Annotated in this window: 13 protein-coding genes; 6 read left to right on the forward strand and 7 right to left on the reverse strand. The window is 73.2% G+C overall.

Annotation, left to right across the window (positions count from 1 at the left end):
* The first annotated feature begins 41 nt into the window (after positions 1-41).
* The 4 genes from IE177_RS28130 (at position 42) to IE177_RS28145 (ending at position 4,678) form a co-directional block, all read left to right on the forward strand.
* A complete protein-coding gene (locus IE177_RS28130; RefSeq protein WP_190018251.1) occupies positions 42-1,574 on the forward strand; it encodes a GMC family oxidoreductase in 1,533 nt (510 codons plus the stop codon).
* On the forward strand, positions 1,571-2,626 hold the full coding sequence (locus IE177_RS28135) for a Gfo/Idh/MocA family protein (RefSeq protein WP_229816316.1): 1,056 nt from the start codon (positions 1,571-1,573) through the stop codon (positions 2,624-2,626). The genes IE177_RS28130 and IE177_RS28135 overlap by 4 nt, the downstream gene beginning before the upstream one ends.
* Positions 2,623-3,942, forward strand: a complete 1,320-nt coding sequence (locus IE177_RS28140) for a sugar porter family MFS transporter (protein ID WP_190018252.1) — start codon at positions 2,623-2,625, stop codon at positions 3,940-3,942. The genes IE177_RS28135 and IE177_RS28140 overlap by 4 nt, the downstream gene beginning before the upstream one ends.
* A 121-nt stretch (positions 3,943-4,063) precedes the next feature.
* Positions 4,064-4,678, forward strand: coding sequence for an HAD family hydrolase (locus IE177_RS28145; RefSeq protein ID WP_190018253.1), 615 nt, complete (start codon positions 4,064-4,066; stop codon positions 4,676-4,678).
* Between the two features lie 118 nt (positions 4,679-4,796).
* Here the strand turns inward: IE177_RS28145 and IE177_RS28150 are convergent, their stop codons facing one another.
* On the reverse strand, positions 4,797-6,416 hold the full coding sequence (locus IE177_RS28150; protein WP_190018254.1) for an ABC-F family ATP-binding cassette domain-containing protein: 1,620 nt from the start codon (positions 6,414-6,416) through the stop codon (positions 4,797-4,799).
* Between the two features lie 622 nt (positions 6,417-7,038).
* Between IE177_RS28150 and IE177_RS28155 the strand changes: the two genes are divergently transcribed.
* Complete coding sequence (locus tag IE177_RS28155) at positions 7,039-8,535, forward strand: bifunctional phosphatase PAP2/diacylglycerol kinase family protein (protein ID WP_190018255.1); 1,497 nt, start codon at positions 7,039-7,041, stop codon at positions 8,533-8,535.
* Positions 8,536-8,689: 154 nt separating this feature from the next.
* A complete protein-coding gene (locus IE177_RS28160; RefSeq protein WP_190018256.1) occupies positions 8,690-9,511 on the forward strand; it encodes a class I SAM-dependent methyltransferase in 822 nt (273 codons plus the stop codon).
* A gap of 65 nt (positions 9,512-9,576) precedes the next feature.
* Here IE177_RS28160 and IE177_RS28165 read toward each other — a convergent pair whose 3' ends face one another.
* The 6 genes from IE177_RS28165 to IE177_RS28190 are packed head-to-tail and all read right to left on the reverse strand — an operon-like array spanning position 9,577 to position 12,999.
* Positions 9,577-9,858, reverse strand: a complete 282-nt coding sequence (locus IE177_RS28165; RefSeq protein WP_190018257.1) for a gas vesicle protein K — start codon at positions 9,856-9,858, stop codon at positions 9,577-9,579.
* On the reverse strand, positions 9,855-10,043 hold the full coding sequence (locus IE177_RS28170; RefSeq protein WP_190018258.1) for a gas vesicle protein: 189 nt from the start codon (positions 10,041-10,043) through the stop codon (positions 9,855-9,857). The genes IE177_RS28165 and IE177_RS28170 overlap by 4 nt, the downstream gene beginning before the upstream one ends.
* A gap of 13 nt (positions 10,044-10,056) precedes the next feature.
* Positions 10,057-10,821 (reverse strand): GvpL/GvpF family gas vesicle protein, encoded by a 765-nt coding sequence (locus IE177_RS28175; RefSeq protein WP_190018259.1) that lies wholly within the window; start codon positions 10,819-10,821, stop codon positions 10,057-10,059.
* The gene (locus IE177_RS28180) at positions 10,818-11,165 is read right to left on the reverse strand and encodes a gas vesicle protein (RefSeq protein ID WP_190018260.1); all 348 of its coding nucleotides are present in this window, start codon (positions 11,163-11,165) and stop codon (positions 10,818-10,820) included. Before IE177_RS28180 ends, IE177_RS28175 begins: the two co-directional genes overlap by 4 nt.
* Entirely contained in the window at positions 11,162-12,397 is a 1,236-nt protein-coding gene (locus tag IE177_RS28185) for an SRPBCC family protein (RefSeq protein WP_190018261.1), read from the reverse strand. Before IE177_RS28185 ends, IE177_RS28180 begins: the two co-directional genes overlap by 4 nt.
* Positions 12,394-12,999, reverse strand: coding sequence for a DNA primase (locus IE177_RS28190; protein WP_190018262.1), 606 nt, complete (start codon positions 12,997-12,999; stop codon positions 12,394-12,396). The genes IE177_RS28185 and IE177_RS28190 overlap by 4 nt, the downstream gene beginning before the upstream one ends.

Raw genomic sequence — 12,999 nt, forward strand, 5'->3', positions numbered from 1 at the left:
GCTCGTCTCCCCACCCGCCGCACGGACCGAAGGACACACCCATGCAGAGCTTCACCCCCTACGACTTCATCGTGGTCGGCGCGGGCGCGGCCGGCAGCGTCGTCGCCGCCCGGCTCAGCGAGGACCCCGCGCGCAGAGTGCTGCTCCTGGAGGCCGGGCCACCGGACACCGACGCGCGCATCGCCCGGCCCGCCTCCTGGCCGCTGCTGCTCGGCGGCGAACTGGACTGGCGTTACCGGACCCTGCCGCAGACGGCGCTCCACGGCAGACGGCTCGCCTGGCCGCGTGGCCGCGTCGTGGGCGGATCCGGGTCGATCAACGCCATGGTGCACATACGGGGCGCCGCCTCCGACTTCGACGCCTGGCAGCGCTGGGGCGGTGACACCTGGAACGCGCAGCACGTCCTGCCGTACCTGGAGGGCCTGGAAGGGCCCGCCCACACCGAGTCGTACGGCAGGCTCCCCGTGGCGGAGAACACCGAACCCCACCCTTTCGCCGCCGCGTTCGTCGAAGCCGCGCTGAAGTACGGCCTGCCCGGCAACCCGGACTTCAACGCGGGCCGGCAAGAGGGTGTGGGCCTGTACCGCACGACCCGCACCGCCGATGCCCCCGGCGCTCCGGCCCGCCGCGGCAACACCGCTCACACCCACCTCAGGCCGGCACTCGAACGCGGCAACCTCACCCTGGTGACGGATGCGGCAGTGCTCGGCCTCGTCACGGACGGGGGCCGCGTCACCGGTGTCCGGGTCCGGCACGACGGCACGGTGACCTCCCTGGCCTGCACCACGGAGGTCGTGGTGTGCGCCGGGGCGGTGGCCTCCCCGCAGCTGCTGCTGCTGAGCGGCCTCGGTCCCGCCGCCGACCTGGCGACACTGGACATCCCCGTGACGGTGGACCTGCCCGGGGTCGGCGCCAACCTCCACGACCACGTGCAGGTGTCGCTCGCCTACGACACCGCCGTCGGGCACCCCGTCGCCGACTGTTCCAACCTCGGCGAGGCGGGCGGCTTCGTCCGCCTCGACGGCACGGCGGCCGAGCCCGAGGTACAGCTCTCCTTCGCGCCGATGAAGAACCTGAACAACGCCGCCCGGCTCGGACACGGCTTCACCATCGGACCGGGCGTCGCACGCCCGCTCAGCCGGGGCCGCCTCACCCTGGCCTCCGCCGACCCCGACGCGCATCCACTGATCGACCCGGCCTATCTGACGCACCCCGCCGACCTGGACGCCCTCGTGCAGGGCGTGCGCATCGCCGCTGACATCGCCGCCACCGATCCGCTCGCCGGCCTGACCACCGGCCGCGCACCGCTCGGCGCGACGGCCACCCGCAGCGAGCTGGAGGAGTTCGTCCGGGCGAACGCCCAGACCCAGTTCCATCCGGTCGGCACCTGCCGTATCGGCCTCGACGGGGACTCCGACGCGGTCGTCGACCCCAGGCTCAGAGTGCGGGGCACGAACGGGCTGCGGGTGGCCGACGCCTCCGTCATCCCGAACATGATCACCGGAAACATCCATGCCGCCGTGGTCGCGGTCGCCGAACGCGCGGCCCGGTTCATCCAGGAGGACCACGCATGACAGGACCACGCATGACGGCACACGGCGAGCAGGACGGCACCCTGCGCTGGGGCGTCCTCGGCGCCACCTCCTACATCGCCACCCACCTGATCCCGGCCATCACCGCGACGCGCGGCTGCGCACTGACCGCGGTCGCCAGCCGCCCCGAACGGGCCGCCGCCGCGGAGGAACTAGGCCACGCCCACGGCGCCACGGCCCACCCGGACTACGCGGCGCTCATCGCCGACCCCGCGGTCGACGCCGTCTACGTACCGCTGCCCAACACCCAGCACGTCGACTGGACCCTGCGGGCCGTGGAGGCCGGCAAGCACGTCCTGGTCGAGAAGCCCATGGCGATGGACGAGGAAGGCTGCGCCCGCATCGAGAAGGCGGCCGGCGCCGCGTCCCGCACCGTGATGGAGGCGTTCATGTACCGCTTCCACCCCCAGCAGCGGCGCGCCACCGAGATTCTCGCCTCCGGGAGGATCGGCGAACTGCGTGTGGTGCGTGCCTCCTTCGCGTTCCGCATCGAGAGCGGCAGCGGCAACATCCGGCTGGACCCCACACTGGGCGGCGGAGCCACCTGGGACGTCGGCTGCTACGCCGTCGACGTCCCGCTGTTCTTCTTCGGTCACACCCCCCGGCAGGTGAGCGCCCGCTTCAGCAGCCGCCCCGGCCTCGCCGTGGACACCAGTGCGGTCGCGACGATGGACTTCGGCCAGGGGCGCTCCGCGATCGTCGACTACAGCATCGACTACGGCCCCCGCGCGGCCTACGAACTCCAGGGCACGCGCGGCACACTCATGGTGCGCAACGCCTGGGCCATGGACGGTGAGGACGGGGTCGTCACCGTCCTCACCGAGGACGGCGTCCACGAGGAGACCGTCCCTTCGGCCAACCACTACCAGCTCCAGGTCGAGGCGTTCGCAGCGGCCGTACGCGCCGGTGTCCCCGCTCCGGTGCCGCTCGCCGACTCCCGGCGTACGGCGCGCGTGGGCAGGGCGTTCGTGGCATCGGCCGCCGCCGGTGGCGCCACCGTGGTCACCGCGGCGGGGGGGACGGAGGCCCGGTGAGCCCGACGAGATCACCAGCGGCGGCCCGCACCCTGACGGTCTGCGTCGCGTCCGTCGGGGGACTGCTCTTCGGTTACGGCACCGGCGTCATCGCCGGCGCCCTGCCGCTGGTGACCGCCGACTACGGCCTGTCGTCCTGGTCGCAGGGCGCCGCCGTGTCGGCCGCCCTGCTGGGAGCCGCGGGGACGGCCCCCAGCAGCGGCAGGCTCGCCGACCGCTTCGGCCGCCTGCCGGTGATCGGTACCGCGGCAGGGGTCTACGCGGTGGGAAGTCTCGTGTCCGCGGCCGCCACCGGGGCCGCGTCGCTCCTCGCCGGACGTTTCCTGATCGGCCTGTCCCTGGGCGCCACCTCCTTCGCCGTACCCCTGTACATCTCGGAGATCGCGCCGCCGGCCCGCCGGGGCTCGCTGGTCACGCTCAACCAGCTCATGATCACCGTCGGCCTGCTGCTGTCCTACGTCGGCGCCTACGCCTTGGAACCCTCCGGCGCCTGGCGTTTCATGCTGGGCATCGGGATCGCTCCGGCTCTGCTCCTGCTGGCCGGGGTCTGCCTCGTACCCGAATCGCCGGACTGGCTCCGCAGCCGCGGTCACGACGCACGGGCGGCGACGGCCCGGCTCGGCCTCGGGCCGGCGGACGGACCCGCCGCGGTGACCGTGCGGCGGGGTGTCGGACTACGCCAGGCCTGCGCGCTGGCGGGCCGCCGTTCGGTGGCGCTGGGCCTCGCGATCGCGGTCCTCGTCCACCTGACGGGTCTGAACACGGCCATCTACTACGCCCCCACGATCCTGGCCGCCGGTGGTCTGACTTCGGCCGGAGGGATCCTCGGATCGATCCTGGTAGGCCTGTGCAACGTCCTCGCCACGGTGATCACCGTGCTGTTCCTCGACCGCTGGGGGCGGCGCCCGCTGATGATCGGCGGACTCGTGGTCATGGCGCTCACCGCCGCGGCGATCACCGCGGCCGAACTCTCCGGCCACCGAGGAGCCGTCACCGCACTGCTGCTGTGCCTCTTCATCACCGCCGGGGCCGTCGGACCGGCGGCGGTGTTCTGGGTATACATCGCGGAGATCTACCCCTCCGAGGCCCGGGGCGCGCTGATGAGCCTGGCGACGGCGGCGCACTGGGCGGCGGACTTCGTGGTGGCCACGACGTTCCTTCCGCTGGTCCAGCACCTGTCACTGGCCGGGACGTTCGCGGTGTACGCCGGGATCACCGGAGCGTCGGCGCTGGTACTGGCCCAGTACATGCCCGAGACACGGGGTAGGCCACTGGTGGCCACCGCGCGGCCGGCCTCCGCCCACGTCGCGGAGTGACGCGGGCGATGACCACAGCCCGGCCGCGGACCGCAGGCCACGTGCCGAGGTCCGGCCGTTCACGCGGCTTGCGGCACGGGCCCGACCCGAAGACGACCCGACCCACACCCAGAAGGCACATATGCATCCCGATCTCGCGCCCCGCCACGACAGTTGCCTGCTCTTCGACTGGGACGGCACCCTGGTCGACAGCCAGTACGCCAACTACCGTGCCATGAGCGCCGTCCTGTCCGGCGAGGGCGTGAACCTCGAGCAGGCCTGGTTCGACGCGCGCACGGGACTGTCGTCGGCGGAGATGATCCGCACCCTGGTCGACGAGCGCTCCCTGCGGCTCTCACGCCCGGTGGAAGATCTCGTCGCCGACCGCGACCGCATGTTCCTCGAGGAGGCCCACACCGTACGACCGCACCCCGAAGTGCTCGAGGTCGTCGAGGCCGTGCACGGCCGGCTCCCCATGGCCGTGGCGTCCGGCGGAGCGCGCCACGTCATCGAGGCGACCCTGCGCCACCAGCCTTTCCACAGCCACTTCGACGCCCTCGTCACCCGTGACGACGTCGACCGGGGAAAGCCCGCACCCGACATCTTCCTGCGCGCGGCCGAACTGCTCGGGGCCGACCCCTCCCGCTGCACCGTCTACGAGGACAGCGACGAGGGCGTCGAGGCGGCCCACGCGGCGGGCATGACCGTGATCGACGTACGGCCCTACATCGGCCTCCGCTTCCGGTCCGGCAGCTGAAGCCGCTCGGCGGCGGCAGCGGGGCAGGCACCGGGGCGATACCAGGTCATGTCCGCAGAGCCGCGTCGTCCGCCCGCAGGGCGGCCGCCGCGGCGCAGACGCGACTTCGCGAGAACACCTAGCGCGCGCGCTCCACGCGGCGTTCGTCCCAGACCGGGTCCGGGGTCTCGCGGACGCGGCCGTCGCTGCCGAAGACCAGGAAACGGTCGAAGGAGCGGGCGAACCAGCGGTCGTGGGTTACCGCGAGGACCGTGCCGTCGAAGGCCTCCAGACCCTCCTGCAGCGCCTCGGCGGACTCCAGGTCGAGGTTGTCGGTGGGCTCGTCCAGCAGCAGCGCGGTCGCGCCCGCGAGTTCCAGCAGCAGGATCTGGAAGCGGGCCTGCTGGCCGCCGGAGAGCCGGTCGAAGGACTGCTCGGCCTGCTGGGTCAGCTCGTAACGGCGCAGCCGGGACATGGCCGCGCCCCGGTCCTGGGCGTGTTCCTTCCACAGGATGTCCAGGAGCGTTCGGCCCTGGAGTTCGGGGTGGGCGTGGGTCTGCGCGAAGTGCCCCGGCACGACGCGCGCGCCCAGCCTGAAACCGCCGGTGTGCGCCACGTCCTCGCCGGCCAGCAGCCGCAGGAAGTGCGACTTGCCCGAGCCGTTGGAGCCGAGGACGGCGACCCGTTCGCCGTAGAAGACCTCCAGGTCGAAGGGCTTCATCAGGCCGGTCAGCTCGAGCCGCTCGCAGGTGACCGCCCGCACGCCGGTGCGGCCGCCCTTGAGGCGCATGGTGATGTCCTGCTCGCGCGGCGGCTCGGGCGGCGGCCCGGCCTCCTCGAACTTGCGCAGCCTGGTCTGGGCGGCCTGGTAGCGGGAGGCCATCTCATGGCTGACGGCGGCGGCCTGACGGAGGTTCAGCACCAGCTTCTTCAGCTGGGCGTGCTTCTCGTCCCAGCGGCGGCGCAACTCCTCGAAGCGGGCGAAGCGTTCACGGCGGGCCTCGTGGTAGGTGGCGAAGCCGCCGCCGTGCACCCAGGCGTCGGCGCCCGCCGGCCCGGGCTCGACCGAGACGATCCGCTCGGCGGCGCGGGCGAGGAGTTCACGGTCGTGGGAGACGAACAGGACCGTCTTGCGGGTCTCCTTGAGCTGTTCCTCCAGCCACCGCTTGCCGGGGACGTCCAGGTAGTTGTCCGGCTCGTCCAGCAGCAGCACCTCGTCGGTGCCGCGCAGCAGCGCCTCCAGGACGAGGCGTTTCTGCTCACCGCCGGAGAGGGTGCGCACCTGCCGCCACTGGGCGCGCTCGTACGGCACGCCGAGCGCGGCGGTGGTGCACATGTCCCAGAGGGTCTCGGCCTCGTAGCCGCGTGCCTCGGCCCAGTCGGCGAGGGCCTGGGCGTAGGCCAGCTGGGCGGCCTCGTCGTCGACGGTCATGATGGCGTGCTCGGCCTCGTCGACGGCCCTGGCCGCCTCGCGGATGCGCGGCGGGGCCACGGAGACGAGCAGGTCGCGTACGGTCGTCTCGTCCCGCACGGAGCCGACGAACTGGCGCATCACGCCGAGGCCGCCACTGGCGGTGACGGAGCCGCCGTGCGGCTTCAGCTCGCCGGAGACGAGCCGGAGCAGCGTCGTCTTGCCGGCGCCGTTCGGGCCGACGAGGGCCACGACGGCGCCTTCGCCGACCCGGAAGGACACGTCCCCGAGCAGGGTCCTCCCGTCGGGGAGGTGGTACTCGAGGTGTGCGGCTTCCAGATGTCCCATGGGCAGGCATTCTGCGGGGCGGCCCCGAGCCGGGGCAAACGCATATCCGCGGCCGGTACGCCCACCGGCTCGGCGGCGCCGCCGCCCGGCCGCGCCGGTGCCCTCCGGGGAGCGGGGGCGAGAACCGCTTCGAGTCCGGCGGGGCGGGCGGCGGCAGCCGCGTCGAGAGCGGCGGGGCGGGCGCCGCCCCGAACCCGGGTCGCGACGGATCGGGCGGCGGCCCGAACCCGGTCGCGGCGGATCGGGCGGCGACCAGAACCCGGACGCGGCGGATCGGGCGGCGACCAGAACCCGGACGCGGCGGATCGGGCGGCCATGGCGGACGGGCGGGGCGTCGCGCGGCGAGCACGGCGAGCGTGACGTCCGGCCGGGCGAGGGCTTCTCCTCCTCGCCGCGCTAGGGAGGGGCGGCGGACCGCGCCTGCACGGCGAGGTCGGGTCCGGTCCCGCACGGCGGTGTCCAGCGGGCGGTCCGGCCGGACCGGGTCCGCCCGGCCGGGTGCCGGCCGACCGGACCCGGGGCAGGCGCACTCCGGGAGGCATACGGGGGATCTCCGCCCCGCACCGGTGGCGTCCGGGGCTCGGGGGCACAAGAATCGGGCGCTTGAGGGTAACCGCACCCCATGAGCCCAGATCTGGACCTGACCGCCGTCCCGACCAGCCGCGGCGTCCTGTGCCGGCTGCTCGACCTCGACGCCCGGGCGTTCGAGGCGGCCGCCGCCCGGCACTGGCCCGGCGCCGAGCGGGTACTGCCCCGGCTGAGCCGCAGCGCGAACCACGGGGTGCTGTGGTTCGCCACGGCCGCGGCGATCGCCGCCAGCCGCACCCCCCGGGCCCGCCGGGCCGCCGCGCGGGGGCTGGCCTCCCTGAGCCTGGCATCGCTGACGATCAACACGCTCGGCAAGCGCTCGGTGCGCCGGGCGCGGCCGGTGCTGGACCCGGTGCCGCTGGTGCGGCGGCTGGAGCGGCAGCCGATCACCACCTCGTTCCCGTCCGGGCACGCCGCGTCGGCGGCCGCGTTCGCGACCGGGGTCGCGCTGGAGTCCCCCGCGTGGGGCGCGGCGGTGGCACCGGTGGCGTTCTCGGTGGCGGCCTCCCGTGTGTACACGGGGGTGCACTTCCCGGTCGACGTGCTGGCCGGGGCGGCGCTCGGCGCCGGCGCCGCGTTCCTGGTACGGCGCCTGGTGCCGACGCGGGCGCAGATGTGGCGGCCCGCCCGGCCGCGGGCCGAGGCGCCGGCGCTGCCCGAGGGCGAGGGGCTGGTCATGGTCGCCAACCAGGGCTCGGGCACGGCGGACCGGGTCCGGGCGCTGCACAACGCGCTGCCGAAGTCGGAGCTCGTCGAATGCGCGCCGGAGGAGGTCCGGGGCGAGCTGGAGAAGGCGGCGGCCCGGGCGCGGGTACTCGGGGTCTGCGGCGGTGACGGCACCGTGAACGCGGCGGCCGAGGTCGCCCTGCGCCACGGGCTGCCGCTCGCGGTGCTCCCCGGCGGCACCCTGAACCACTTCGCCTACGACCTGGGGGTGGAGGACGAACGCGATCTGGCGTGGGCGCTGCGGCACGGGGAGGCGGTCCGGGTGGACGCGGGGCGGTTCGTCACCGCCGACGCCGAGGGCCTGTTCCTCAACACGCTGAGTCTGGGCGTGTACCCGGAGCTGGTGCGCGCACGGGACAGCTGGTCGAGCCGGATCGGGGGCTGGTCCGCCGGGGTGCTCGGCGCGCTGCGCGTCCTGCGTGCCGACCGGCATCCGCTGGAGGTGGAGGTGGGCGGCCGGCGCCGGCCGATGTGGCTGCTGTTCGTCGGCAACGGCATGTATCACCGCATGGGGCTCGCGCCCGGCCGCCGTACCGACCTCGCGGACGGCCTGCTGGACGTGCGCGTGGTGCACGGCAGCCGCCGGCCCGCGCTCCGGCTGCTCGCCGCGGCCGTCGCGGGCCCGCTGACCCGCTCCCCCGCCCACGCGGCGGTGCAGCTGAACCGGCTGCGGCTGACCGGCATCGCGCCCGGCACTCCGCTGGCCTACGACGGCGAGGTCACCACCGCTGTGTCCGGCGAGGTCACGCTGGAGAAGCTGCCCGAGGCCCTGACGGTCTACCGGCCGCTGCGGGCCCGGTCATGACGGGCCGTCAGCCATGGACCTGACCAGCCGTCAGTCCAGCATGCAAAACGCGGGTCTCATCATTCGGCACACACGCGTACCGTGACGCGTACCGCCGGCCCGGTGCCGCAGGGCGCCGGGCCGGTACCACGAGAAGACGAGTAGGGGTACAGCCATGCCGAAGGCACAGGAGACCGCCGTCTACACCCACGGGCACCACGAGTCGGTGCTGCGGTCGCACACCTGGCGCACCGCCGCCAACTCCGCTGCCTACCTGCTCGGTTCGCTCAAACCGCACATGCGGATCCTCGACATCGGCTGCGGCCCGGGGACCATCACCGCCGACCTCGCGGAACTGGTCCCCGACGGCCGCGTCACCGGTGTGGACCGCGCGCCGGACGTCCTGGAGCAGGCCCGCGCCACCGCCGCGTCACGCGGCCTGGAGAACATCGACTTCGCGGTCGCCGACGTCCACGCCCTGGACTTCCCGGACGACACCTTCTGCGTGGTCCACGCCCACCAGGTGCTCCAGCACGTGGGCGACCCGGTACGGGCGCTGCGCGAGATGGCGCGGGTGACCAGGCCGGGCGGGTACGTCGCCGTGCGCGACGCGGACTACGCGGCGATGACCTGGTACCCGGCGGTGCCGGGTCTGGACGACTGGCTGGACCTGTACGAGACGGTGGCCCGCGCCAACGGCGGCGAACCCGACGCCGGGCGGCGGCTGAGGTCCTGGGCCCTGGCCGCGGGGCTGAAGGACGTCACGGCCACGTCCGGCACCTGGACCTTCGCCACGCCCGAGGAGCGTGCCTGGTGGAGCGGGCTGTGGGCGGACCGCACCCTGACCTCGGCCTATGCCGAGCGGGCCACCCGGGGCGGGCACGCCACGCCGGAGCGGCTGCGCGCGGTGTCGGCGGCCTGGCGGGAGTGGGGACACCGCGAGGACGGCTGGTTCGCGGTCCTGCACGGCGAGATCCTGTGCCGTAAGGAGTCATGATCCGGCGCCGGGGCCCCTGGCGGGGTTCCGGCGCTCCCGGCCCGCTCCCCCGGCCCGACGGCGGCTCACTCGCGGGGAAGCAGCGGCCCCAGTGGCCCGAGGTCCAGGTTCAGGTCCTCGGGCCGCAGCCCGTAGCGGTCCCTGAGTTCGGCCATCCGGTCCTCCAGGAGCATCAGGGTGAGCCCGATCCGCTCCTCCTGCTCCTCGGTCAGCTGGCCGGTGTCGAAGCGGCGCACCGCCTGCCGTTCCATCAGCTGACGCAGCAGCTCCACGACCGTCAGGACGAGTTTCACCAGGTCGCGCTCGACCGTGTCGGGTTCCAGGTCGAGCCGGTTGCGCACGCTCATACGGGCTCCTCGAAGGGAGAGGGGACCTGTTCGTTCACGGAGCTGATCAGCGCGTTGAGGTCGATGCGCACGAGGTCGACGTCCGCGATCCGCAACGTGATGTCACCGGTGATCACCACTCCGCCGGCCAGCAACCGGTCCAGCAGGTCGACCAGCGCGATCTCCCGCCGTTCGATGACGGTCACCGCTCCACCCCCCTCATCGTTCTTCCCCGGTGAACGAGTAGGCGGCCCAGGGACCGGTGAGCTCCACCCGGATGCCCGGGGCCTCGTCCTTCGTGCGGTCCACCAGTTCCACGAACTCCTCGGAGCGCCCCCGGGGCACGAGGTACGCCCCGTTGAGCACGTTCTGCCCCGGCGCCGCGGACAACGCGGAGTTCTGCGGGGCGTGCAGCCGGCAGTCCTCGGCGTGCCGGCACAGGCGCTCGTGCAGGGACTGCGCGAACGCCTCGGCCCGCTGCCACTTCTCCTCGTGCGCGTGGCTGCTCTCGCGCCGCCGGCGCAGGTAGTCCCGTCCGCTCGCGGGCTTCGCCGCGGCGGGGGCGGGCGCGGCGGATTCCGCCGGCTCGGGCTCCAGGAACACCTTCACGCCCCACTCCACCCGGCCGGCCAGCCGGTCCAGGACGCCGCGGAAGTCGTCCTCGCGCGCCTCGATCATCGTCCGGATCCCGCTGTCGTCCCGGAACACGGTCGCGAGTCGGAGCGGCAGCGGGGTGGTGACCGTGGTGAGGGCGTCGATCACGCCCTGGTGGGCGCGTGCGGTCGCGGACAGCCAGTCCAAATCCTCCAGGTGGGCCTTGAGGGCCTCCTCGGAGAAGTCGGCCTCCGGGACCGTGCTGACGACGGCGACCAGGCCGTGGTGGTGCAGCAGCGCGGGCGGGGCGCCGCCGATGCCCACCAGCTGGGACTGCAGGGGCAGGTCGAAGGGGCGGCAGACGGCGTAGACGTACCGCAGTCCGATCATGGTGCCTCCTTCGGTGTGCGGCGGCCCGGTTCCAGCTCCAGCTCCTCCAGCCGGGCCAGCCGCTCTCTCAGCTCGGCGTTCTCCCGGGCCAGCTCGTCGCGGCGAGCCCGGGAGGAGAGGGCCGGGTCGGTCTCCCACCAGTCGATGCCCATCTCCTTGGCCTTGTCGACCGAGGCGACGATGAGCCGCAGCTTGATGGTGAGCAGTTCGATGTCGAGCAGGTTGATCCGGATGTCACCCGCGATGACGACACCCTTGTCGAGCACCCGTTCCAGGATGTCGGCGAGGTTGGCCCCCGAGCCCTGGCCGTAGGGCTCGGGGGGGAAGCGACTGGCCGTCGTCATCGACGACTCCCGCGCTCCGCGTACTCCGGCTCCTCTTCCTCGTACTCCTCGTCCTCCCGGGGCTCCTCGCCCTCGTCGGCCTCGTCGGCCTCGTCCTCGTACGCGCCTTCCTCGTCCTCGTCGGCCTCGTCCTCGTCGGCCTCGTTCTCGTACTCGCCCTCTTCGTCCTCGTCGGCCTCGTTCTCGTCGGCCTCGTTCTCGTCGGCCTCGGCCTCGTACGGCTCCTCTTCCTCTTGCTCCTCTTCCTCTTCGCCGGGCGCTTCGCCGCCCTCTTCGGGCTCCTCCGCGCCCTCTTCGGGCTCCTCCGTCCCGGGCTCGCCCTGCTCCTGCTCGGCCTGCTCCTCCTCGGCCACCGCGTCCTCGTGGCTGCGGACCACCTCGCCGTCTTGGATTTCGCCGCGCCAGCCGTCCTCCGCCTCGCCCTTGAGCGTGATGTGCCGGGCGAAGTTCTTGAAGTCGAGCCGGACCCTGCGGCCCTGGGCACGCCAGATGTTGCCCGTCTTCTCGAAGAGGCCGCTCGGGTAGTACTCCATGACCAGCAGGATGCGGGTGAGGTTGTCGTCGAGCCGGTGGAAGCTGACGACGCCCTTGTTGGTGCCCTTGGCGGCCTCCGACGTCCACTGGATCTTGTAGTCGGGAACCTGCTCGACGGTGTGGGCCTTCCAGCTGCGGCTGGACCAGAAGATCTTCGCCTGCCAGTCGGAGTTCGTGTCGTCGGCGCGGCTCGCGCTCTTCACGCCCTTGGCGAAGGTGCTGAAGTCCTGGTACTGGGTCCACTGGTCGTAGGCGGTGCGCACCGGCACGCCGACGTCGACGGACTCGACGATGACGATCGGCTTGTTGCCCCCGCCCTTGCGTTTGCTCTTGCCCTTGCCGCCCAGCCCCTTCAGCTTGTCCATGACGGTGTCCTTGGCGTGCGAGGCACCCAGCTCCAGCGCGGAGCGCAGCGGGCCCTTGCCCTCTGCGACCTTGCGGCCCGCGTTCAGCGCCAGTTTGGCGAAGCCCGGGCTGTTGCCCTCGGCGATGTCGTTGAGCTTGCCCGTGGTCTCACCGAGCTTGCGGCCGAAGCCGACCAGCATCTTCTGCGCCTGGGCGGCCAGGTACTCCTGGACCTCGGCCTTGAGCCGGTCCGCCGCCTCGCTGTGCGCCAGGTCGGTCAGGGGGTTGTTCTTGGCTGCTCCGCCCGCGGCCTTGCCGGCGGCGGACGTCGCGGATCCGACGGCCTCGGTCATCGGTCGTCACCGCCCTTCGACTGCCGGGTCCGGCCTCCGCGGGCCGCGGCGCCGGCCGCTGCGGTCTTCTTCGCGGCCGCCTTGCGGGCCGAACCCGCCTTGCGGGCCGCACCGCCCGCGGTCTTCGCCGCGGTCTTCCTGGCGGGGGCCTTTCCGGACGCCTTCTTCCGCGGGGCCTTGCCGGCCTCCTCGCGGTCGGCCTCCGCACGAGACGACTCGTCCTCGTCCTCCCGTTCCGCGGAGTCCTCCTGGGGCTCGCCGTCCTCCTCGTCCTGCTCCGGCACGACCCCGGCCAACTGGTCGCGCACCGTGGCGGTACGGCCGTGCAGCCGGTCCGCGAGCGCGCTCATCTGGCGCTCGGCCATGGCCCCGGTGGCGGCCTTGCCGACGCCCCGCAGGTCGTCGCGCAACTGGTCGCCGATCTCCTTGAACTGCGGGTTGTCCCGCAACTGGCGCTGGGCCAGCTCGGCGAGACCCCGCGGGCCGAGGTTCAGCTTCTTGCCGGCCACCAGGGAACCGACGGCGAGCGCCATTTTCAGTTTCTTCGTACGTCCCAGGAAGTATCCGGCCCCTACAGCGAGGCCCAGTGCCGTTCGGTTCAT

It is taken from the genome of Streptomyces lucensis JCM 4490, from assembly GCF_014650035.1.
Taxonomy (GTDB): Bacteria; Actinomycetota; Actinomycetes; order Streptomycetales; family Streptomycetaceae; genus Streptomyces; species Streptomyces lucensis.

Excerpts from the sequence above, each read along its gene's own strand:
- IE177_RS28180 (WP_190018260.1), bottom strand. The coding sequence starts at position 11,165 with ATGACGACGGCCAGTCGCTTCCCCCCCGAGCCCTACGGCCAGGGCTCG.
- IE177_RS28130 (WP_190018251.1), top strand. The coding sequence starts at position 42 with ATGCAGAGCTTCACCCCCTACGACTTCATCGTGGTCGGCGCGGGCGCG.
- IE177_RS28175 (WP_190018259.1), bottom strand. The coding sequence starts at position 10,821 with ATGATCGGACTGCGGTACGTCTACGCCGTCTGCCGCCCCTTCGACCTG.
- IE177_RS28185 (WP_190018261.1), bottom strand. The coding sequence starts at position 12,397 with ATGACCGAGGCCGTCGGATCCGCGACGTCCGCCGCCGGCAAGGCCGCG.
- IE177_RS28150 (WP_190018254.1), bottom strand. The coding sequence starts at position 6,416 with ATGGGACATCTGGAAGCCGCACACCTCGAGTACCACCTCCCCGACGGG.
- IE177_RS28190 (WP_190018262.1), bottom strand. The coding sequence starts at position 12,999 with ATGAACCGAACGGCACTGGGCCTCGCTGTAGGGGCCGGATACTTCCTG.
- IE177_RS28155 (WP_190018255.1), top strand. The coding sequence starts at position 7,039 with ATGAGCCCAGATCTGGACCTGACCGCCGTCCCGACCAGCCGCGGCGTC.
- IE177_RS28165 (WP_190018257.1), bottom strand. The coding sequence starts at position 9,858 with ATGAGCGTGCGCAACCGGCTCGACCTGGAACCCGACACGGTCGAGCGC.
- IE177_RS28160 (WP_190018256.1), top strand. The coding sequence starts at position 8,690 with ATGCCGAAGGCACAGGAGACCGCCGTCTACACCCACGGGCACCACGAG.
- IE177_RS28145 (WP_190018253.1), top strand. The coding sequence starts at position 4,064 with ATGCATCCCGATCTCGCGCCCCGCCACGACAGTTGCCTGCTCTTCGAC.
- IE177_RS28135 (WP_229816316.1), top strand. The coding sequence starts at position 1,571 with ATGACAGGACCACGCATGACGGCACACGGCGAGCAGGACGGCACCCTG.